We start from the raw sequence: 20,468 nt of genomic DNA on the forward strand, positions 1-20,468 counted from the left end.
TCTATTTATCAAATCGTGCGATGCTGGATATTGCGTCTTGAGATAGCGCTCACTTGGGCCAGTGCACCCCGAGCTGTTCGCCGTAACCTGTCTGACGCTGGAATCCGTCGAGCCGTCCCTTGACCTTGCTCAGCTCGCCACTACCTGCTGCCCACGCGGCATAGCGCAGTGCCTGACAATCTGCATGACCGGGTAATCCCGCAATCGCACCGCCCACCTGATTGGCCCCTTGCAGCACCATCTCCTTGAAGCGGGATTCGTAGTCAAACATGCTGGATAGCAGCCGCCCCCAGCGCTGGCGGGCAGGCTCGTTACTGTTCGCACTCTGACGCCAGCGGGGCAGCAACACGGTGGCGTTGGTGGTTACCGTCACCCGGTTGAGCTGGCAGCGCCCCGGCAACTGCTCGGTATCCAGCTGCCAGTCCACCTGATAACTCGCCTTGCCGAGTACGGGCTTGCCATTCACCTTGGGGGCACTTTGGGCAATCGCCCGGGCAAGCTGCTCCGGACTGGTTGCATTGACCTCATAAAAACGGACATTGATGCGGGACTCTGGCACCACTTGCGGCCGGCTCGGCTGAGCCTGACTCATCAGGGGCAACAGCAACAACCCGACCCCCACTACTCCATAAACCTTGCTGACCATGCCAGACTACCTTCCTTGATTGCACGGGCGGAGTACCAACCTTGGTGAACCCCACCGCCACACAGATGACGGGTATAGCCTATGTGTGACGACGAGGCGGCGCAACACAATGATGCGCCCAGAAATCAGAGCACGCTCACAGGTTGCGTGAGCAGAGTATGGCACAAGGCCAAAACTGTATTTTTATTGAGCATGACGGCTGATGCGCTGCCAGTCGAGGTGATAGTTTTTCACATTGATGTCATGACCATCTATCTGAATAAAATGATCATTTTTAAGGCGGTTGGCAAAAAAGTCCTGATCTGCCCCCTCATTGAGCCACAGCTCGCAAAGTCCCCGTTTTCCCTCTTTGGCATAGAATCTCGGGGTGACCAGCAGCGCGACCCCATCTACCCGGATGGCATGACGGGCCAGGCAGTTTGCTTCGGTGGTTTTGGATGCCAGCGCGGCAAAACGGGGTCTGTTCCCCTCGGCAACCACCAGTACCCCATAAGAGTGAGGAGCCATGAGACGCCGCATGGCGACCGCCTGATGAGGACCGGTTTGATGAAAACCGTCATTGGTTACCGCAAACACGCAAGTAGGTGAAAATAGCATCGCAAGCAGGAAAATAGAGCGTTTAATGCCTGAAAAATCACCAATCGCCATATAAAAGCCTCAAAAGACAACCAAGGCTGGCAAGGGTAGGTAGCCAAACCCGCTGGGTAAAGTACCTTTACCTTTCTTTAATTCTGTTCATGGGGTTAAACGTTGATTTAGCTCACACAACATCCTGTTTCCAGTCGCCACTCTACCCCTATCGGAATAGACTCCCTCCACTCTCATCCAATCAGAAGGCAACATATGCTGGAACTCATCGTTGGCACCCTGGTCACCCTGGTGGTGGGCCGTGCCATTTTCAAAGGATACTCCGCGACCGGGGTGCTGCTGAGCGGCGGCTTGCTGCTGCTGGTCATCACCGCCATGATGGGCAAACCGGTACTACCGAGCAAGGTGGTCAGCACCGGTTATATCGCAACCGATATCTTCGAATACGTCCGCTTCCTGCTCAATGACCGTGGCGGTGGACTGGGGATGCTGATCATGGTGCTGTGCGGCTTCGCCGGCTATATGAGCCATATCGGTGCCAACACCATTCTGGTCAAGCTGGCCAGCAAACCGCTCGGCATCATCAAGTCCCCCTATATCCTGCTGGTGGCTGCCTATCTGGTGGCCTGCGCCATGTCGCTGGCGGTCAGCTCCGCTACCGGCCTCGGCGTGTTGTTGATGGCCACCCTGTTCCCACTGATGGTCAACATGGGGATCTCCCGTGGCGCGGCTGCGGCCGTGTGCGCCTCGCCAGCCGCTATCATTCTGGCACCGACCTCCGGTGACGTGGTGATGGCCGCTCAGGCCGCCAACATGCCGCTGCTGGATTTTGCCTTCAAGCTGACCCTGCCCATCTCGCTGGTGGCGATCGCCTGCATGGCGGTGACCCACTTCTTCTGGCAGCGCTACCTTGACCAGAAATCCGGTGAACACAACGAGCCGGTCGCACCGGGTGATCTGGTGACTACCGCCCCCGCTTTCTACGCCATCCTGCCCTTTACCCCCATCATCGGGGTGCTGGTGTTTGACGGTAAATGGGGTCCGCAGCTGGATATCGTCACCATCATCGTCATGTGCATGGTGTTGGCCAGCCTGCTGGAGCTCGTGCGGATCCGCAATGGCAAGGAGCTGCTGGATGGTCTGCAGGTCTGCTGGCGCAACATGGCTGACGCCTTTGCCGGTGTGGTCATGCTGCTGGTCGGTGCCGGTGTCTTCGCCCAGGGTCTGATGACCATCGGCTTTATCGACACCCTGCTGGCTCACGCGCAGGATCTCGGTTCCGGCGGCCTGATCATGATGCTGTCACTGGTGGTGATCACCACCCTGGCCGCCTTCACCACCGGTTCGGGTAATGCCCCCTTCTACGCCTTCGTGGAGCTGATCCCCAACCTGGCCAGCAGCCTTGGCATCAATCCGGCCTATCTGGTGATCCCGATGCTGCAAGCCTCCAACCTGGGTCGCACCATTTCTCCGGTATCCGGGGTGGTGGTCGCCTGTGCCGGGATGGGCAAACTCTCGCCGTTCGAGGTGGTCAAGCGCACCAGTATGCCGGTCGCCGTCGGCCTGCTGGTGGTGATTGTCGCCACCCAGATCATGGTACCCGCCTGATCGTTGACCAGCCCGGCACCCTGCCGGGCTGGTATCCTCCCCCCCCTTTGCAGTAGACTCGGTGCTCATTTTCCCCCTAAGGAGGACCGAGATGAGTATTACGGTTCAACTTGCCCATTTCAGTGATTGCCACTCCCACTTCGATGGCGCGCCCATGAGCTTCTCCCCTGTCGGTGAAGGCCAGTGGCGCACCCAGTGCGGCGGTTATGCCCGGATCCTGACCCGATTGACCCAACTGCGTGCCAAAGCCGCAGCAGCCGGCCAGCGTTTTCTGTTTCTGCACGGTGGCGACTCCTTTCAGGGCTCTCTCTATTTCAACCGTTTCAAAGGGCGTGCCAACGCCGACCTGCTCGCCATGCTGGCCCCCGATGCCATGGTGCTCGGCAACCACGAGTTCGATCTGGGCAACGGCCCGCTGGTGGAGTTCTTGCGCCAGCTCGATTTTCCGGTGCTGGCCGCCAATCTGGACAACAGTCAGGAGCCTGCCGACACGCCACTCGGGCTATGGGATATTCCCCACCTCTACGACGCCCATCAGCCCTGGCATCGTCGGGTGATCGACGGGGTTCCCTTTGCGCTGCTCGGCATCACCCTCGCCCAAATGGCTGCCATCGCCAACCCGGATCCCCACACCCGTTTCCACGCGGTCGCCGAGACCCTCACTAAAGTGCTGCGGGAGATCAAGCGCGAAGGGATCCACCATATCGTGCTGCTGAGCCACCTCGGGCTGGATCAGGACAAGCTGCTGGCCGAGCGCTTCCCCGAGCTCAGCCTCATCATCGGCGGCCATACCCACAGCCTGCTCGGCGATCTCGCGCCGCTGGGTCTGCCAAGCGAAGGTACCTACCCGCTGATGAACAACGGGGTGGCTATCCTGCACGCTGGCCACAGCGCCCTCTGCCTCGGTGTCTGCGAACTCACCTTCGATAAGGCGGGCCGCGTCGTGCAGAGTCAGGGTCAGCTGGAGTGGCTCCCCTGGCAACCCTGGCCGTACGCCTCCACGCCACCTGCCGGGCTCACCTTCTGCGAGCCGGATGCACAGCTTGAACAACATCTGGCCAAACGCTACCGGCCGGAGATTGAAACCATGAGCCAGCGCATCGTCACCCGGCTGGCAGCACCACTGCCCCATCAGCGGCTGCCGGATGCCACCCAGCCCCACGGCAGCCAGCTCGCCCCGCTGGTGGCCCGCGCCATGCTGACCGCCGCCCGTGAACAGGTAGGCGAGGTGGACTTTGCCCTGCACAATGCTGGCGGCGTGCGCTGCTCGCTGGAGCCGGGCCCCCTGAGCGAAGCGGATATCGCCGGTCGCCTGCTGCCGTTTGCCATTCCTCTCACCCTCTATCGGGTGCACGGCCACGAGCTGGCGGAAGCGCTGGAGAATGCCATCGACAACGCCACCAACAACGGCGTGGTCGGCAATGGCAACGGCAGCTTCCCCTACACCGCAGGGGTGCGATTCACCTATCAGGCCGATCGGCCCAAGGGTCAGCGCATCACCCGACTGGAGTGGGAAGCCGCCCCCGGCCAGTGGCAAGCGGTCAATGCCGAACAGGTCTATCGCGGGGTGTCGAGCGCCTATACCGCCTCCGGCAAGGAGGGTTACACCGCACTGGCGAGGACCCTGACCCAGCACAATCAGGAGCTCGGCATCACCCTGGCCGACGCCTTTATCCGCTGGGCCCGTCACCTGCCGACACTGGAAGCGCAGCCGCCCCTGCTTGAGTACTTCAGTTGATATCGGGGGGATGCCTTTGCCACATCCCCCTGACGGCCAATATTGCCGCAGCCAGCGCCCGGTTCCCTGCAAGAACCGGGCTTTTTCGAGAATATTTGCCCCACACGGGCCTGCCCCATTGCATCGCACTCACTAGCTCGGCAAGATAGGCCCGCTTTCAAGACCAGCTGCAGGAACAGGCGACTTCATGAATCACTCCATCCGTTTCACTCCCCCTCGCGTCAACCCGGGTATCAAGCCAGCCATTGTGCTGCTGACCGCCTTGCTGGCGCTGCTCTTCTGTCTGCGCAACCCGCTCTTCCACGCCATGGCGCCGGGCTTTGATGCCTCGCTGTTCGCGGTGATGGGCAAGATGTGGAGCGAAGGGGGCGTGCTCTATCGCGACATGATCGACATCAAGGGGCCGATGATCTTCGCCCTCGACGCGCTGGGCTATCGAATGGGGGGTTTTGTCGGGATCTGGGCGCTGGAGTGGGTGCTCTGCTGGCTCGGACTGCTGGCCAGCTGGCAGGCCTTTGCCCAGCTCGGACTCTCGTTCAAGGCGCGGCTCGGCGCCATGCTGGCGGTGCAGGCTCTCTATGGCACCCGTTACTACTACGGCAACATGACTGAGGACTGGACCTTCCACCTCGCCCTCATCGCCCAGTGGGCCTTCATCACCCTGCTGCTGGACAAGGGATTTCGCTGGTGGCCCGCGCTGGTAGCGGCCCTCACCTTCGCCATCGTCGCCTGGATGCGCACCAACAACGGCGCCTTCTGGGGGGCCTGGTATCTGGTGCTGTTCTGCCACTGGTGTCTGCATGAGAAGTGGCGTGACGCCATTCTGCTGCTCATCTCCAGCCTGCTGGGGCTGGCGCTGATTGGCGGCCCGCTTTACGCCTACTTCCAGCAGCATGATCTGCTGGCGGCCTTCAAATACTACGCCTTCGACATCTTCTTCGAAGGGAGCTACGGCAATGGCTTCTCTCCCATGGTGGGCGCCGTTGGCCTGCTGCGCACCGGCCTTGTGATGCTGCTGCCCGCCTTCATCATTCTGATGCTGAGCCGCCGTCAGGAGTGGTATCTGCCCGCCTTGCTGGCGACCCTGTTTGGGGTGCTGTTCACCCTGATCGCCAACTCGGTCTCCGGCCATGTGTTCGATCACTACGACGTGCTCTATCTGCAACTGGCGGTGCTGCCGCTGGCAGTATTGCTGGATCGCAGCGAACAGCAGGCAGATGCCATCGGCCTGCTCTGCATCTCGCTGGTGGTGCTCACCGCCAGCTGGCTGCTGGCCCAGCAACTCGCCTTTGGCTGGAGCACCAAGGAGTGGTCCCTCGAGCGGGTCAACGAGGTGCTCGGCACCAGCCTGCTGTGGGCGCTGCCGGTGCTGATCCTCATCCCCCTCTGGCGCGCCTGGGATGTGCGCAGTGCCACCCCCTGGCTGGCGACGCTGGCCATGCTGCTGCTGATGATCAACAACGCCTGGGAAGGCACCCTCAAGGGTCGCCCCTTCAATCCGGCGGCGCAGGTAAGGGTCGATCGCATCAAGGCCGAGACCAGCCCGAGCGACAAGATCTGGGTCGATGGCATCCAGCCACAATATTATCTCTGGACCGATCGCCAACCGGCATCCGCCTATCTCTTCTTTGCCAACGTCAATCCACCCTATGACGTGCGCGAGCGGGTGCTGGCCGATATCCAGCGCCAGAATCCGAAGTTCATCATCGCCAAGCCGGATCGGGTGAGCGAGGAGCTGAAAAAACCGAGCTCGCCTTCCCATCTCGCCTTCTATCAATACCTGACTAGCCACTACGAAGAGGTGGATCCGGGTCTCTATCGCCGACGCTGATCGTCAATACGCCCCGCAGGGCGGCCATTGTTGCAATGGCCGCCCTTTTTCTTGCGCCAAAGCCCCTTGCAGCGACGGCCAGCAGTAGGCAAGCCCGCCCGAGATAACTACAATGACGCTCTTTTTGATGTAACGAGTGACACCATGGCGGAACTGACTTATCTGGGCGGCTATCCCGACCCCCTCAAGGCACAGGTACAGCAGCTGATTGCGGCGGGCAAGCTGGGGGAGATGCTGGCCAAACGCTATCCGGAGAGCCACCAGATCCAGAGCGACAAGGCGTTGCTCGCCTACACCATGGAGCTGAAGAACCGCTACCTCAAGAGCTCGGCGCCCCTGTCAAAGGTGGTGTTCGATGGCAAGATCAACGTGATCAAGGATGCCCTCGGCCTGCACACCTACGTCAGCCGGGTGCAGGGCAGCAAGCTCAAGGCCAAGAACGAGATCCGCATCGCCGCCCTGTTCAAGGAGGCACCGCCCCCGTTTCTGAAAATGATCGTGGTGCACGAGCTGGCCCATATCAAAGAGAAGGATCACAACAAGAGCTTCTACCAGCTCTGCCAGCACATGGAGCCCGACTATCATCAACTGGAGTTTGATCTCAGGCTCTGGCTCACCTGGCGCGATATCGACAAGGCCAACCGCTAGGCTGACAACCGTTTCAGGGAGGAAACATGTCATTTGCCGCCACCCCCTTTAGTGCCACGCGCTTTATTGCCACTTTGGTATTGGCTAACGTGAACCGTACTGCTCGTCCCCGCTTCACGTCACGCAGGTTGCTGGCCCTGCTGCTTCTGCTCGCAGGCCACAGCGCCCGGGCCGATGAGCGCTGGCAGAGCGATAGCTATCTGGTCGAGAGCTTTATGGCCATCGCCATGGAGCGGGAGTATGGCGAAGCCAGGCAGACCCGTTTCGCCCGCTGGCAGCAGCCGATCCGGCTGCAGCTTATCAACGAGTCGGGTGACAAGCCGCTACAGGCCGACGTGGTGAAGGTTCAGGCGGCCCATCTGGCCCGCATCACCGGCCACTCCATCAGCATGGTGGCCGCAAAGCCCAACCTCACCCTGATCATGACCGACTACAGCAAGATGAAGAGCTGGGCCAACCGCACCATGGGGGGGGACCCATCGGTCAAGATGGCGCTCAAGGAGGGGCTCTGCCTTGCCAACTTCGCAACCAATGCGAAACACGAGATCAGCCGTGCCACCATCATCATTCCGGTAGACTACAGCCGGGCCAAGGGGCGTTTTCTCGACTGCGTGGTGGAGGAGTTCACCCAGGTGATGGGGCTGCCCAACGACTCGGACAAGGTGTTTCCCTCCATCTTCAATGACAACAGCATCGACAGCTTTTTGACTGGGCTGGACTATGTGCTGCTCAAGATGGCCTATCACCCTGCCCTCAAAGCCGGAATGAGCAGTGACGAGATCCGCACCGCACTGCCCATTGCGCTGGCCGACCTGCGCGCCAAAGGGGAGATCCGCGAAGCCAACCGCCGGGTGCAACAGCAGAGCCTGAAAAGCTGGGCAGGGTTGTAACGGGCATGGCTCAACCCAGAGCCAGACAAGCCACCGCGAACTCATCACCAACAAAAACGCAGCCACTTGGCTGCGTTTTTGTTGTCCGGGGATCAGCGGATCATTCGCGGGCATGCCCGTTTATCAGCTACCCATTTATCCAACGCCCGAGTTATCCACTGACAGTGCGGGATCAGGAGGCGACGTTCTCTTCCGGCATCCAGCTGTCGGCGTTCTCCCACACCTCCTGCACCATGGCTTCGGCCAGCTCTTTGTCTTCCTTGCTGGCACGGCTAACGGTCAGGGCCATGGCACTGCCCGGCGCGACCCGCACATGGATGTCGGGGAATTTTTCGCCAAGCTGCTTGAGCAGCTCCTGACGCAGCGCCTCCATGGTCGAGGTCGGGATCTGATGTTTTCTGTCGATGATGATTTCAAGACGCATAGGAAACTTCTCCATGATTTATAACTGTATTTTTATCCAGTATTCATGGGAAGTAAAGTGCCAACTTGCACCAATCAGAAAAGATCCAGCTGCTGACCACAAATCCGGTCGAACGACTCGCCGATAAAGGGCAGGATGGCATCGGCAATGGGCCGCAACTGCTTGTCGATATAGTGTTCGTAATCGATGGCACTGCGCCGGTACTCCAGCGGCTCGGGGCCATTGAGGGTCATCAGATAGGCGATGGCGCCCCGATGCTGATAGCGCTGGGGCAGCCCGCGGCGCAGGTTCTCCTCATCGGCCAGCCGCGCCGCTCGCACATGGGGCGGTACATTCTTCTGATACTCCTCGAGCTTCTGGCGCAGCCGTTTGCGGTAGATAAGTAGATCGTCGTGACGACCGGCACGAGTCTCATCCACCATAGTGCGCACATAGCCGCTGGGATCTTCATCGTGAAACACCAGCTCATAGAGGCGGGTCTGGAACTGCTTGGCCAGCATGGTCCAGTCGGTGCGCACCGATTCGAGCCCCTTGAACACCAGCTGTTCACTCCCCTCACTGGCCTTGCCAACCAGCCCCGCATAGCGCTTCTTGCTGCCCTTCTCCAGCCCGCGGATGGTGGGCATCAGAAAGCGGCGATAGTGGGTCTCGTACTGGATCTCCAGATAACTCGGCAGATCGAACTCGCGCCTGATCAGTGCAGCCCAGTTATCGTTGATCATTTGAGCCAGTCGCTGGCCAATCTCGTCCGCCTCATCGGGGCTGGTCTCACGCCCCAGATGGACAAAGGTGGAGTCGGTGTCGCCATAGATCACCTCGAACCCCTTCGCCTCAATCCACTCGCGGGTCTGCTGCATGATGCTGTGACCACGCAAGGTAATGGACGAGGCAAGTCGCGGATCATAGAAACGGCAGCCCCCCGAGCCCAGCACGCCGTAGAAGGAGTTCATGATGATCTTGATGGCCTGGGAGAGTGCCTTGTTGCTGGCCGCCTTGGCTCTATCCCGCGCAGCCCAGAGAGTGGCGATGAGATCCGGCAAGAAGTGCCGCTCGCGGGAGAACATGGCGCCGCGAAAGCCGGGAATGGCGTGCTCGGGATGCTGCAGCCCCTCGATGAGCCCCATGGGATCGATGCAGAAGGTGCGGATGATGCTGGGATAGAGGCTCTTGAAATCGAGCACCAGCACATGGCGATAGAGACCGGGTTTGGAGTCCATCACATAGCCACCGGGACTCGCCAGCCCACCGTCGGCCGGCAGATTGGGGGCCACGTAGCCGCCACGATGGAGCCGCGGCAGGTAGAGGTTGGTAAAGGCCGCCACCGAGCCCCCTACCCGGTCCAGCTCAAGGCCGGTGAGGGAGGCACGCTCGATGGCAAAAGGGATAAGGTGGCAGTAGTCAAAGATCTCCCACACCAGCTTGCAATCTTCCAGGTTGTAGCGGGCGAGCGCCTCCTTGTCGGAGTGGAACAACTCGGTGATCTTCTCCCCCCGATTGGCCACATCCTCAATATCCTTGCCACGGCCAAGCAGTTCGCTCGCCACCGCATCCAAGCTGTAGCTGGCAAACTGCCAGGTGGCGCTTTTCAGGGTGTCGATACCATCGAGCACCATGCGCCCGGGGATGATGACGTTGCCGGTCTGGGGATCGCCCCGTGACGAGCGCCAAAAGCAGAGCTCACGACCCCGCCCGAGCCGCAGCCGCCGCTTGTTAAGTTCGGCGCGGCGCAGCAGCAGACGAAAGTCAAAATTAACCACGTTCCAGCCAATCACCAAGTCGGGGTCATGCAGACTGAACCAGCTCTCCAGCGCACTCAGCAGGGCGCTCTCGTCCTCTACCCACTGGACCTGGGTGCCCCAGCTCTCGGCATCCGCTTCCGGGGTGCCGATCATGATGACCCGCGCGTCCTGCTCGCTGTAAAGACCGACCGAGAACAGCGCCCCGTCCATGGCGCACTCCACATCCAGTGACACCCAGGAGAGGGTCGGTGTCACCACCTGCGGCGCGCAGCGTGCCTCGTTCACCTCCCAGTAGCCCTGCTTGCCCCCCTTTTTTACCGCCCGGCCATCGAAGCGTACGCCAGCGGTGATGAAACGCTCCATCAGGAAGCGCTCCGGCAGCCGGATATCCGCCTCGAAGTGCTCCAGGCCGCGAATAAGCAGCAGCTCGATGGCGCGGTGAAAGGCGCTCAGGGTAGCGAAATAGCAGCCCACCACAGGGCGACCGTCGAAGGTGTGCATCGGCAGGCGGCGAAACCGCCCGCTCACCCCGGCCCCCTTGAACAGCTCGGCGGCTTCTGCCATGTGGCTCTGTGGCAAAAAGAACACCGGCTCCTGCCCCGGCACCACCACCCGCACCGGCCCCTGCGCGCTCCAGAGCCACATCACGATTTCGGTGGTTGCAGGCAGCCCGTTGCGGCCGCGCACGTCCCGACCGTGGCGGGTCAGGATAAAACCATCGAGGGGCGGGGTGGCGGGTACGGTGGGCTGGGTTGCAGTCATGAAGCGTAAAGGGGCTGTCCGAGAATGGGACTATTGTACGTTCATACAGTACCTGCTCGCAATCGTCACGCTGGCTGCGAGGCGGGAGTCAAACTGGTAAGCTCGATCCGGTCGTTATTCCCGCCCATCCCGTTCTGACCACTCTTCGCCGACGAAAGGAGTCTTTGTGGCAATCTATTCCCTGCTGGATCAGCTGGCTATCCCCTACCAGCGCTTTGACCATCCCCCGGTGTTTACCTGTGAGGAGGCGAGCAAGCTGCTGCCCGACCTGCCCGCCGCCAAGACCAAGAACCTCTTTTTGCGCGATCCGAAAAGCGAGCAGCTGTTTCTGGTGGTAAGTCCGGAGGAGCACCGGGTCGATCTCAAGGCGCTGGCGGTCATGCTCGGAGTCAAACGGCTGAGCTTTGGCTCCCCGGAGCGGCTCGATGCGGTGCTCGGCCTCACCCCGGGATCGGTGACCCTGCTCGCCATGGTGCGCGACAGGGAAAAAGCGGTAGAGCTGGTGGTGGACGAGGCCATCTGGCAGGCCGAACAGGTGCAGTGCCATCCGCTGGTCAACACCGCTACTCTGATCATCCGCCTCGACGACGTGCGCCGCCTGCTAACCCATCTGGACAGGGAGGCCATAGTAATGCGCTTGCCTGCTGCAACCTGCGATTAGCACAACGTCTGGCGGTTGGGTTCATCCTGCCGCCAACACAACCACCTTTCACGCAGCGAAATTGACTGACAAGACAATAAAATACCCCCTTGTGCGCTGATAAATCGAGTCAGCAATTGCCATCGTGCAAGAAGTCGGAGGTGAGCATATTCAGCCATTTAACCAATTGATAATAGGTTGGATTCATGTTGTGATCGGCCACTGCCAGCGGGCGATACCCCATCGCCTGTTCGTTCACAGGTGACTTCCCAGAGAGCCCCTTGATGCCAAGTCTGTTTTCCTCAGCCCAGTTGTTGAGTCTGGTACTGTTCGTCACGCTGTCACATGTGGGGGTCGCCACCATTTTCGCCGCCATGTGGCACACCCATCGCCAGATCAGGGCATTGATCTACTGGTCAGCGGGGGAACTGGTTATCGCGGGGGCTTTTTGCTGCCTGCTGCTGCGCCCCCTTGAGGGAAATGCATCCCTTGCCAATATTCTCTGCACCAACCTGCTGTTGATGTCGACCACCCTGCTCTATGAACGGGGTATGCGCCACTTCTTTCGCCGTGAAGCCGACCAACTGGGCTGGCTGCTGCCCGCCGTTACCCTCGGCGGTTTCGTCCTGTTTGCCCTGACCGCCCTGCAGCAACCCCTCTTTGATGTGCATAGCCGGATCATCGTGCTCTCCGGCGTGCTCTCGCTGCAGATTGCGCTGCTTATCTGGCAGCTCTGGCGCTACCAGCGGCTGGCCCCCGTCTATCGGGTGCTGCGCTTTGCCATTCTGCTGCTCGGCCTGCAACTACTGTTGCAACTGCTGCGGATCGCCAAACACCTCTGGCAACCGGAGCTGGCGGCCAACTCCTTCACCGACCCGCTGCTCGGTCCTGTGATCCTGCTCAGCCTGCTCTTTACCATCGCCCGCAGTTATCTGCTGTTGAGCCTGGTCCACACCCGCCAGCAGCAAGCCCTGCTGGCCACCCAGCGCAAGCTGGAGCGGCGCGCCAATCAGGATGAGCTGACCGGCCTGTTCAGCCGCCACTATTTCGAACGCCAAGTGACCCTGCGAGCCCGCGAGGTGAGGAGCCCCAGCCAGCTGCTGCTGATCGATCTGGACAACTTCAAACAGATCAACGACCGCCACGGCCACCCCGCCGGTGATGCCATGCTGCGGGCCGTGGGTCGGGTGATCACCAATACCCTGCCTGCCGAGGGCATGGCCGGTCGGCTTGGCGGCGATGAGCTGGCCCTGCTGCTGATGGCGGACCCGCAGACCCTGCCCGACTACTGCCACAGCCTGCAACAGCAGATCGCCGAGGCGACCCGGGAGCTGGCCGGTGGCCCCATCAGCCTCAGCATCGGCCTCACCTCGCTGCACCCTGACGAGGGGTTTGAAGCGGCCTACCTGCGCGCGGATCGGGCCCTCTACGCCGCCAAACAGGCTGGAAGGCAACGGGCCTGCGTACAGGAGCTCCACCACAACGAGCCGCAACCGCTGCCGCCCTGCGCGCTCCTGTCATGAGCGCAGTGCTCGCTCTGCAGTGCCGACCGGCCAGGCTGGCAGATGCCCCGGCTTACCGGCGCTATGTCACCGAATGCGCCGAGGACGGACAGCCGCTCTATCAGGTGGCGCAATTTGACCCGGACGGCTGGCTACAGAGCCTGCTGGATCACGCCAAAGGGCGCAACTTGCCCAGTGGATACCTGCCGACCACCACCTATTTTGCCCTCGATGGCGAGGAGATCATCGCCACCCTGCGTCTTCGTCACGGTGACAATGAGGCAACCCGCCAGTGGCTGGGTCATATCGGTTACGAAACCCGCCCCTCTCGCCGTGGCGAAGGGGCCGCGACCGTGCTGCTGCGCTGGGTACAACAACAGGTGCTGGCAGCGCCGGTGCTGATCAGCTGCGGCGAAGACAATCTGGCTTCCCGCAAGGTGATTACAGCCGCCGGTGGCGTGTTGCTGGGACGGCGCTTCCATCCGGGGGATCGCAACTGGCTGGAGATGTATCAGCTAGCCCCCAGCCCCAGCCGACCATAGCCGCAGCAGTAATAAAAAGAGCGCCCCGAAGGCGCTCTTTTTGCGAACGTGGCAAGACCGTTAGTAGCTGTCTTCCTGCTCCGCCTTCATCCGGGCCTGACGGGCATAGGCCTCCTCCTCGGCGCTCTCAATCTCCTGCAGCACCGAATCGAGATCGATGGCGGCGCGGCTCTCTTCAAAGTGACCGGTCAGCTCGCTCTCGGGGGTGAGTTTGCCATCTTCAAACAGCGCCCACATCTCCTGGGCATAACGGGTCTTGAGCAGCTCGGGGGCATACATACCGTAGTAGTTGCGCATGTTGTTGACGTCCCGCTCCAGCATCGCCTTGGCCTGGTTGTTGGCGGCGGCATCCACCACCTGGGGCAGGTCGATAATGACGGGGCCCTGCTCATCCACCAGCACATTGAACTCGGAGAGATCGCCGTGGATAAGACCGGCACAGAGCATCCGCACCACATAGCGGATCACCTTGTGGTGATCGATGACCGCCTGCTCGGGGGTGAGTGCCACATCGTTGAGGCGCGGCGCGACATTGCCATCCTCATCGGTGATAAGTTCCATCAAGAGGACACCATCGAGGCAGACATAGGGCTGCGGCACCCGCACACCGGCCGCCGCCAGCTTGAACAGGGCGTCGACCTCGGTGTTCTGCCACACCTCTTCATGCTGCTTGCGGCCGTACTTGGAGCCCTTCTCCATGGCGCGAGCGCTGCGGCTGTTACGCACCTTGCGCCCCTCCTGATAGACCACGGCCTGCTTGAAGCTGCGCTTGGACGCCTCTTTGTAGACTTTGGCGCAGCGGATCTCGTCGCCGCAGCGCACCACATAGACGTCGGCCTCTTTGCCGCTCATCAACCGGCTGACGACCTCATCGACCAGGCCGTCATCAACCAAAGGTTGGATTCGATTTGGAATTTTCATGGCCGCCCTTTTACCCTATTTCCGCTCTCGAAGATAGCTCCGCGCACGCTCACCTGCCTCTCCCTTTCATAAGACACCCTGTTATCCCCTGTTTGCGCTGTTTTTGTCCACCCGTTCGCCTTAAATCCACCAGCAGCAGACCAAATACGAAAGGCGCCTGTGCCAACAAAAATGGCCCGCAAGCGGGCCAATTTTCAAGGTTCGGGCGGCAAGCCCTGACGAATACGCTGGATCCCCGCTTCATAGAGGCCGTCATCCCCCTCCTGATGCTCCAGGGTTTCGAAGATCTTGAGAAACCACATGTACTGCTCGGGATGGCGCGCCACCTGCATCTCTACCACCCGGTTCATGGCATTGACGTCTGCCAGCAGATCGGCGGTGGGATAAGGGTCAAACGGCGGCTCGATCTCCAGCAGATAGCGTCCCTCATCCTCGTCATAGCTGGCGAAGATGGGCACGGCTCTGGCACCAGTCAGCTTCACCAGCTTGGGCAGCGCGGGCAGGGTTGCCTTGGGGCGGCCAAAGAAGGGAACAAACACGCTCGCCTCGCGGCCGTGATCCTGATCTGGCAGGTAGAAGAAACTGGCACCAGCGCGGATCGACTTGATCGCAGGCTTGATCCCGGCGCTGCGCTCATAGACCTTGCCCCCTTTGGCCCGCTCGCGGTTGATGTACCAGTCGAACACCTGATCTTTCGGGCTCTTCATCATGGTGCACATCTCGATGCCCATCATGGAGAAGTAGCGGCCAATCATGTCGACCGCCCAGGTATGAGGCACCACCAGGATCACCGGGCGGCCCGCAGCCTGCTCCGCTTGCACATGCTCCCAGCCGGTGACCTTGATGCGGCGGGTCAGCCGCGCCTTGCTGCGCCAGCTGAGCTCGCCAAAGCCCATAAAGGTCTTGAGCCCGACCCGGATCGATTTGAGCAGCAGCGCCTGACGTGCGGCGGCATCCAGCTCGGGAAAGCAGATCTTGAGGTTGGTATCGGCGATATAGGCCTGCTTTTTCGAAAAACGCAGCAGGGTCGGTGAGACCAGATCGGCAAAGCGATCCCTCAATCTCGCAGGAGTAAATGCCAGCAGGGAGAGCAGGCCCAGCGCGCACCAGCTGCCCCACCATTTGGGATGCAGCAGGCGGCTATGAAATGAGGTATCAAATACCGGATCTAACGCAGACATGGCGACCATCAAGTCATCAAAAACAAACGGTTATTGTAGTTATCCTGACATTTTTTTCTACCCTGGGGAGGCTGGCCATCGACCTGCAAGGCACTGATCAGACTAGTTATCATAAAAAATGGCCCACCTGGGGCCATTTCAATCAATCCAAATTCTGGGTCAGCCGTGGGGCGACAATCCCTTGCGGATCCGCTGGATCCCCGCCTCGTAAAGGCCATCCAGCCCCTCCTGATCTTCACGGGTATCGAAGATCTTGAGGAACCACATGTATTGACCCGGATGGCGCATCAGCTGCTGTTGCACCATGTCGTTCATCCGACAGGTATCGGCCATCACATCCTCGGTGGGATAGTTGTCGAACGGTGCCTCAATCTCCAGCCGGTAGCAGTGGTTCGCTTCGTCATAGCAGGCGAGCAGCGGCACCGCCTTGGCGCCACTGACCTGCACCAGACGGGGCAAGGCAGGCAGGGTCGCTTTGGGATAGCCAAAGAAGGGGGCGAAGATGCTCTTCTCGCGGCCATGATCCTGATCCGGCAGATAGAAGAAGCTGCGACCGCTCTTGATGGTCCTGATCACCGCCTTGATCCCGGCGCTGCGCTCATAGACGCGGCAACCGTTCTTGGCTCGTGCACGGTTGAGGTGCCAGTCAAACACCGGATTGCGCGCCCGTTTCATCATGGTGCACATCGGCACCCCGCGCTGGGTGAAGCAGTAACCGGCGGCATCCACCGGCCAGGTATGGGGCACCACCAGGATCACCGGACGGCCGGCAGCCCGCTCCGCCTCGATATGCTCCCAACCGATCACCTGCATCCGGCTCATCAGATAACGCTGACTGCGCATGGTGAACTCGCCAAATCCCAACAGACTCTTGAGGCCGACCCGGATCGAGGTCAGTGCAATGGCATCCCGCTCTTCCGGGCTCTTGTCCGGGAAGCAGATCTCCAGATTGGTTCTGGCGATATAGATCTGTTTTTTCGAGATACGAAACACCAGCGGTGCCAAGGCTTCGGCCAAACGGTCGCGCAATCGCACCGGCACAAAGGCGAGCAGCATCAGCACACCGAGCGCCAGCCAGCTGAACCAGTAGCGGGGATGCAGAAAACGGGCTTCAAAGGAGGAGTCAAATACGGGATCTTGGGACGACATGTATTGGGGTCGAGCGAAAAAGTGGTGCTGCATTGTAGTCGTCCTGACAGGTAATACCAGTTAAATCCATGGCAAATAGCCCGCCATGGGCGCCACATCAAAAAACCATAAAAAAATGCCCCGCACTGCGGGGCATTTTGCTCGTTACACAACCAGGGTGGAGGATCTTTGTCCATCCATCGTATGACTGGTCGTTTATCCCGTCGCTCTCGGAGCGCACTGCTTATCCATTTCCCGATGTCACATCTTCTTCAAGATTTAACGGTGAGCACCCTGGCGGGCCATGCCGTTATTCATTTCGGTATTACGCTGCGGCAGAAAAAACATCAGGTAACGCAGTGCCACATACCCGACGATGACGGTAGCCACCCCCAACTCGAAGTGGGCCAGCAGTCTGATCTGCTCGACGTAGTGACTCCCTTGCGCCAACCCTTCAACCAAATGAGCCACTTTGAACAGGGCGGTGGCACCGATCACCAGCGGGAAGGTGAAGGCGGCATAACCCGGCGAAAAGGGCAGACGCAGCAGTTTGATGAAGGCCAGATAGATGATGCCGGTCATCAGGATGGCAATCCCCAACAGCACGGCCACCAGCAGCAGTGACGGCTCCTGGCTGACGGTCAGGTAACCGGCCAGAGAGAGGCTGGCAGGGGCCGCTAGAATGGCGATGGTCGGTTTGGCGGCATCCGGCACTTCATGGCTGAAGATCAGGCGATAGAGCATCAGCGGCAGCATCAGGCCATAGCAGATGATCCCGAACCAGAGCAGACCGTTGGCCAGCGGGGCAAACTGACCACCCGGGAAGGCGACGTCAGCCACGATGATCCCCACTGGCGGCACGAACCAGCTCGGCACCATGTGGTGGATTTCAAACTCTTTGGCGCGATGCCAGATAAAAGTGGCCAGGAACAGCAGGTGAACTGCAACAGCAAACAGCCAGAGGGCCTCGCCCGCTTGCGGCGCAATCATACCGAGCGCTTTGGAGACCACCATGGTGCCCATGGCATAGGTCGGTACCACACTGCCCACCACGGGGTGAGCGAGATCCTGCAACAGCAGGCGGGGATGAAGCAGAAACTTGAAGGTCAGGATCACCAGCAGCACAGCCGCAATGGCAGCACCCAGCAGTTGCATCCGGCCATCGAAGTGACCGGCATTTTCCCAACACCAACCAAGGCTGGCGATGCCCAGCGCCAGACCCGCCATGGGGGTTGGGGCGGCAGCCAGTGATTTACGGGTTCTTGCGATCATGATGACACCTTTCTATTGATGACTATGGCGATAGGATAATAGCCCCTTATCGTTTACGATATCTAAATGAATTAAATCAATCATTCAGGAAAACCAAACACGATGAAACTGACCCTGCAGCAGCTGAAAGTGTTCGCCACCATTGCCCGCTATGGAAACCTTGGCCTTGCCGCCAACGAGCTCTGTCTGAGCAAGGGGGCCGTCTCCCAGTCGCTGCAGGAGCTGGAGCGCCAGCTCTCCACCCCGTTGTTTGACCGCATTCACCCCAGATTGCAGCTCAACAACGAGGGGCGCCTGCTGCAACCGGCCGCCGAAGAGCTGCTGACCCGGATGCAGGATATCGAGAACCTGTTCAGCCCCGATGCCGAGCCGAGCGGCCAGCTGCGCCTTGGTGCCAGCCAGACCATCGGCAACTACCTGCTCCCCACCCTGCTCGCCAGCAGCAAACAGGAGCTGGGACTCCCCCCCAAGGTGACCATCAACAACACTCACCTGCTCTGCCATGCGCTGGCCAACTTCGAGCTGGATATGGCACTGATCGAGGGGGAGAACCACCACCCCGACCTGCTCGCCGAACCCTGGCTGCAGGACGAGATGCTGGTGGTGGCGCCACCCGGTCACCCGCTTGCCAACAAGAAGGAGCTCTCCCTCTCCCGACTGGGGGGCGAGACCTGGGTGCTGCGTGAAGCGCAATCGGGCAGCCGCGAGCAATTTATCCAGCAGATCCAGCCCGAGCTGCCCCGCTGGCAACCAGGGCTTGAACTCAACACCCTAGAGGCGGTGATGCTGGCGGTGGAGAAGGGGCTTGGCATCTCCTTTATCTCCCGGCTGGCAGCCTCGGATCGCCTGGCAGATGGGCGGCTGATCGCCCTGCCCCTCTCCCGGCGCTTCCCGCGCCAGCTCTCCCTTATCTGGCACAAGCAGAAGTACCACTCCACCTCCCTGCGCCACTTTATCCACTTCTGCCGGGCTCAGGTGAAGGATGCCGAGGTGAGCCGCGCAGAGTAACGCCCGCTCGGAGCGCCGCTCGCAGACCTGCACACCAATGGGAAAAAGCAGAGAGGGAGCCACGGCTCCCTCTCTTTGATTCGCTTCTGAGTATCACTTCGCCAGACTGCGCAACCAGCTGATCTCCTCGCCCCAAATAGACTCGTCTATGGTCTCGAGGATCAGCGGAATGCGATCGAAGCGATCATCATTCATGATGTGGTGGAATACTGCCTCTCCCAGATTGCCCTCCCGCAAGCTGTGGTGGCGATCGACCCGGCTACCGAAGGTGCACTTGGCGCCGTTGATATGCATCCCCTTGAGATAGTGAAAACCCACCGTACGGTCGAACTCGGCAAAGACGGCAGCGCAGCTCTCTGCGGTACGCAGATCGTAGCCAGCGGCAAAGGCGTGGCAAGTATCGAAACAGATCCCGACCCGGCTCTTGTCCTCCACCCCCTCGATGATGGTGGCGAGGTGCTCGAACGACCAGCCGAGGTTGGTCCCCTGCCCGGCGGTATTCTCGATCACCGCCGTCACCCCTTCACTGCGCTCCAACGCCCAGTTGATGGACTCGCTCACCAGCTTGAGGCTGGCCGCCTCTGGGATCTGCTTGAGATGGCTACCGGGGTGGAAGTTCAGATAACAAAGCCCCAGCAGCTCGCAGCGCTTCATCTCGTCGAGAAACGCATCGCGGGATTTGGCCAGACCATCGGGATCCGGGTGGCCCAGATTGATGAGATAGCTGTCGTGGGGCAGGATCTGCTCCGGCAGAAAACCGGCCTTGTCACAAGCCGCCTTGAAGGCACGGATGGTGGCATCCGACAAGGGGGCCGCCTGCCACTGACGTTGATTCTTGGTAAAGAGGGCAAACGCGTTGGCCCCGATGGCCTGGGCGCGGGCGATGGTATTCTCCACCCCACCGGCCGCACTGACGTGGGCTCCAATATATTTCATACAATCTCCTCAATACGGCAAGCCGCCATTATGCCGATCCCGCCCAGCCACGCCAAACCGGGATATCCGATAGCGGGTATCGACAAATAGCGCTGCCTTGGCAAAGCGGCTGCGTTTCATGGCGCAATCGGCCTGCTCTGTAGCAACCTCTCCCCAGAAGGGATAGTTAGAGCCCGTCCACGCCAGCATGGCGCCCATAAAAAACGCAGCGTATCGCCTGAGCAATAACGCTGCGTCTTTGGGTCTCTCGGCCGTCCCCCTTGCCGTGACCCGAATGGCCAGCGACAAGGGAGCAAGAATGCGCGGGGAGAGTCGCCTTAGAAGGGCATCTTGAAGCCAAACCCTTGAACGTAAAAACAGATCAAACAAGTAAGAATAAAATCTCTATTTATCAATAAGTAACAAAAACCGGCTGCAACACATCGAAACAGTTTGACCCATTTTATGACCCATATATGACCCAC

Annotated in this window: 19 protein-coding genes; 9 read left to right on the forward strand and 10 right to left on the reverse strand. The window is 60.3% G+C overall.

Annotated features, from left to right (window positions below; all coding sequences use genetic code 11):
- Nucleotides 1-49 precede the first annotated feature (49 nt).
- Together AACT07_RS15935 and AACT07_RS15940 are read right to left on the reverse strand one after the other, a co-directional pair.
- Complete coding sequence (locus AACT07_RS15935; RefSeq protein ID WP_064338058.1) at nucleotides 50-646, reverse strand: DUF922 domain-containing protein; 597 nt, start codon at nucleotides 644-646, stop codon at nucleotides 50-52.
- A 183-nt stretch (nucleotides 647-829) separates the two neighbouring features.
- On the reverse strand, nucleotides 830-1,294 hold the full coding sequence (locus AACT07_RS15940) for a hypothetical protein (RefSeq protein WP_064338059.1): 465 nt from the start codon (nucleotides 1,292-1,294) through the stop codon (nucleotides 830-832).
- Between the two features lie 195 nt (nucleotides 1,295-1,489).
- Here AACT07_RS15940 and dcuC point away from each other — a divergent pair, with 195 nt between their 5' ends.
- From dcuC to AACT07_RS15965, 5 genes are all read left to right on the forward strand, one after another.
- Complete coding sequence (gene dcuC / locus AACT07_RS15945; RefSeq protein WP_005336914.1) at nucleotides 1,490-2,842, forward strand: anaerobic C4-dicarboxylate transporter DcuC; 1,353 nt, start codon at nucleotides 1,490-1,492, stop codon at nucleotides 2,840-2,842.
- Nucleotides 2,843-2,933: 91 nt separating this feature from the next.
- A complete protein-coding gene (locus AACT07_RS15950; protein ID WP_069528821.1) occupies nucleotides 2,934-4,580 on the forward strand; it encodes a bifunctional metallophosphatase/5'-nucleotidase in 1,647 nt (548 codons plus the stop codon).
- A 187-nt stretch (nucleotides 4,581-4,767) separates the two neighbouring features.
- A complete protein-coding gene (locus tag AACT07_RS15955) occupies nucleotides 4,768-6,411 on the forward strand; it encodes a hypothetical protein (protein WP_069528822.1) in 1,644 nt (547 codons plus the stop codon).
- A 144-nt stretch (nucleotides 6,412-6,555) separates the two neighbouring features.
- Nucleotides 6,556-7,059 (forward strand): M48 family metallopeptidase, encoded by a 504-nt coding sequence (locus tag AACT07_RS15960; RefSeq protein WP_005333421.1) that lies wholly within the window; start codon nucleotides 6,556-6,558, stop codon nucleotides 7,057-7,059.
- A 26-nt stretch (nucleotides 7,060-7,085) separates the two neighbouring features.
- On the forward strand, nucleotides 7,086-7,949 hold the full coding sequence (locus AACT07_RS15965; protein WP_069528823.1) for a DUF2927 domain-containing protein: 864 nt from the start codon (nucleotides 7,086-7,088) through the stop codon (nucleotides 7,947-7,949).
- Nucleotides 7,950-8,121: 172 nt separating this feature from the next.
- On the opposite strand, the gene AACT07_RS15970 is transcribed toward AACT07_RS15965, so the two are convergent.
- Nucleotides 8,122-8,373: a DinI family protein gene (locus AACT07_RS15970; RefSeq protein WP_005352362.1), complete on the reverse strand. Its 252-nt coding sequence runs from the start codon at nucleotides 8,371-8,373 to the stop codon at nucleotides 8,122-8,124.
- Between the two features lie 74 nt (nucleotides 8,374-8,447).
- Complete coding sequence (locus AACT07_RS15975) at nucleotides 8,448-10,874, reverse strand: DNA polymerase II (protein ID WP_069528824.1); 2,427 nt, start codon at nucleotides 10,872-10,874, stop codon at nucleotides 8,448-8,450.
- Between the two features lie 166 nt (nucleotides 10,875-11,040).
- Between AACT07_RS15975 and AACT07_RS15980 the strand changes: the two genes are divergently transcribed.
- Nucleotides 11,041-11,535: a prolyl-tRNA synthetase associated domain-containing protein gene (locus tag AACT07_RS15980; protein WP_069528826.1), complete on the forward strand. Its 495-nt coding sequence runs from the start codon at nucleotides 11,041-11,043 to the stop codon at nucleotides 11,533-11,535.
- 109 nt (nucleotides 11,536-11,644) lie between these two features.
- On the opposite strand, the gene AACT07_RS15985 is transcribed toward AACT07_RS15980, so the two are convergent.
- Nucleotides 11,645-11,773, reverse strand: coding sequence for a hypothetical protein (locus AACT07_RS15985; RefSeq protein ID WP_258224281.1), 129 nt, complete (start codon nucleotides 11,771-11,773; stop codon nucleotides 11,645-11,647).
- Between the two features lie 25 nt (nucleotides 11,774-11,798).
- On the opposite strand from AACT07_RS15985, the gene AACT07_RS15990 reads away from it, so the two are divergent.
- Nucleotides 11,799-13,037, forward strand: a complete 1,239-nt coding sequence (locus AACT07_RS15990) for a GGDEF domain-containing protein (protein WP_069528828.1) — start codon at nucleotides 11,799-11,801, stop codon at nucleotides 13,035-13,037.
- Nucleotides 13,034-13,558: a GNAT family N-acetyltransferase gene (locus AACT07_RS15995; RefSeq protein WP_069528830.1), complete on the forward strand. Its 525-nt coding sequence runs from the start codon at nucleotides 13,034-13,036 to the stop codon at nucleotides 13,556-13,558. The genes AACT07_RS15990 and AACT07_RS15995 overlap by 4 nt, the downstream gene beginning before the upstream one ends.
- Before the next feature lie 60 nt (nucleotides 13,559-13,618).
- Here the strand turns inward: AACT07_RS15995 and AACT07_RS16000 are convergent, their stop codons facing one another.
- From AACT07_RS16000 to AACT07_RS16015, 4 genes are all read right to left on the reverse strand, one after another.
- Nucleotides 13,619-14,479 (reverse strand): PA4780 family RIO1-like protein kinase, encoded by an 861-nt coding sequence (locus AACT07_RS16000; RefSeq protein WP_005352386.1) that lies wholly within the window; start codon nucleotides 14,477-14,479, stop codon nucleotides 13,619-13,621.
- A 194-nt stretch (nucleotides 14,480-14,673) separates the two neighbouring features.
- Nucleotides 14,674-15,669, reverse strand: a complete 996-nt coding sequence (locus AACT07_RS16005) for an LpxL/LpxP family acyltransferase (RefSeq protein WP_005360998.1) — start codon at nucleotides 15,667-15,669, stop codon at nucleotides 14,674-14,676.
- A 150-nt stretch (nucleotides 15,670-15,819) separates the two neighbouring features.
- Nucleotides 15,820-16,809, reverse strand: coding sequence for a lauroyl-Kdo(2)-lipid IV(A) myristoyltransferase (lpxM, locus tag AACT07_RS16010; protein WP_069528870.1), 990 nt, complete (start codon nucleotides 16,807-16,809; stop codon nucleotides 15,820-15,822).
- 258 nt (nucleotides 16,810-17,067) lie between these two features.
- Nucleotides 17,068-18,060 (reverse strand): TDT family transporter, encoded by a 993-nt coding sequence (locus tag AACT07_RS16015; RefSeq protein WP_069528832.1) that lies wholly within the window; start codon nucleotides 18,058-18,060, stop codon nucleotides 17,068-17,070.
- Between the two features lie 102 nt (nucleotides 18,061-18,162).
- Here AACT07_RS16015 and AACT07_RS16020 point away from each other — a divergent pair, with 102 nt between their 5' ends.
- A complete protein-coding gene (locus tag AACT07_RS16020) occupies nucleotides 18,163-19,068 on the forward strand; it encodes a LysR substrate-binding domain-containing protein (protein ID WP_040068074.1) in 906 nt (301 codons plus the stop codon).
- A gap of 93 nt (nucleotides 19,069-19,161) precedes the next feature.
- On the opposite strand, the gene nfo is transcribed toward AACT07_RS16020, so the two are convergent.
- The gene (gene nfo, locus AACT07_RS16025) at nucleotides 19,162-20,004 is read right to left on the reverse strand and encodes a deoxyribonuclease IV (RefSeq protein WP_064338070.1); all 843 of its coding nucleotides are present in this window, start codon (nucleotides 20,002-20,004) and stop codon (nucleotides 19,162-19,164) included.
- Nucleotides 20,005-20,468 lie beyond the last annotated feature (464 nt).

The organism is Aeromonas sp. ANP5, assembly GCF_963870295.1.
GTDB lineage: Bacteria > Pseudomonadota > Gammaproteobacteria > Enterobacterales > Aeromonadaceae > Aeromonas > Aeromonas veronii.

Excerpts from the sequence above, each read along its gene's own strand:
- AACT07_RS15965 (WP_069528823.1), top strand. The coding sequence starts at position 7,086 with ATGTCATTTGCCGCCACCCCCTTTAGTGCCACGCGCTTTATTGCCACT.
- AACT07_RS15970 (WP_005352362.1), bottom strand. The coding sequence starts at position 8,373 with ATGCGTCTTGAAATCATCATCGACAGAAAACATCAGATCCCGACCTCG.
- AACT07_RS16020 (WP_040068074.1), top strand. The coding sequence starts at position 18,163 with ATGAAACTGACCCTGCAGCAGCTGAAAGTGTTCGCCACCATTGCCCGC.
- AACT07_RS15990 (WP_069528828.1), top strand. The coding sequence starts at position 11,799 with ATGCCAAGTCTGTTTTCCTCAGCCCAGTTGTTGAGTCTGGTACTGTTC.
- AACT07_RS16015 (WP_069528832.1), bottom strand. The coding sequence starts at position 18,060 with ATGATCGCAAGAACCCGTAAATCACTGGCTGCCGCCCCAACCCCCATG.
- AACT07_RS15940 (WP_064338059.1), bottom strand. The coding sequence starts at position 1,294 with ATGGCGATTGGTGATTTTTCAGGCATTAAACGCTCTATTTTCCTGCTT.
- lpxM (WP_069528870.1), bottom strand. The coding sequence starts at position 16,809 with ATGTCGTCCCAAGATCCCGTATTTGACTCCTCCTTTGAAGCCCGTTTT.
- AACT07_RS15935 (WP_064338058.1), bottom strand. The coding sequence starts at position 646 with ATGGTCAGCAAGGTTTATGGAGTAGTGGGGGTCGGGTTGTTGCTGTTG.
- AACT07_RS16005 (WP_005360998.1), bottom strand. The coding sequence starts at position 15,669 with ATGGTCGCCATGTCTGCGTTAGATCCGGTATTTGATACCTCATTTCAT.
- AACT07_RS15995 (WP_069528830.1), top strand. The coding sequence starts at position 13,034 with ATGAGCGCAGTGCTCGCTCTGCAGTGCCGACCGGCCAGGCTGGCAGAT.
- AACT07_RS15975 (WP_069528824.1), bottom strand. The coding sequence starts at position 10,874 with ATGACTGCAACCCAGCCCACCGTACCCGCCACCCCGCCCCTCGATGGT.
- nfo (WP_064338070.1), bottom strand. The coding sequence starts at position 20,004 with ATGAAATATATTGGAGCCCACGTCAGTGCGGCCGGTGGGGTGGAGAAT.
- dcuC (WP_005336914.1), top strand. The coding sequence starts at position 1,490 with ATGCTGGAACTCATCGTTGGCACCCTGGTCACCCTGGTGGTGGGCCGT.
- AACT07_RS15955 (WP_069528822.1), top strand. The coding sequence starts at position 4,768 with ATGAATCACTCCATCCGTTTCACTCCCCCTCGCGTCAACCCGGGTATC.
- AACT07_RS16000 (WP_005352386.1), bottom strand. The coding sequence starts at position 14,479 with ATGAAAATTCCAAATCGAATCCAACCTTTGGTTGATGACGGCCTGGTC.
- AACT07_RS15960 (WP_005333421.1), top strand. The coding sequence starts at position 6,556 with ATGGCGGAACTGACTTATCTGGGCGGCTATCCCGACCCCCTCAAGGCA.
- AACT07_RS15950 (WP_069528821.1), top strand. The coding sequence starts at position 2,934 with ATGAGTATTACGGTTCAACTTGCCCATTTCAGTGATTGCCACTCCCAC.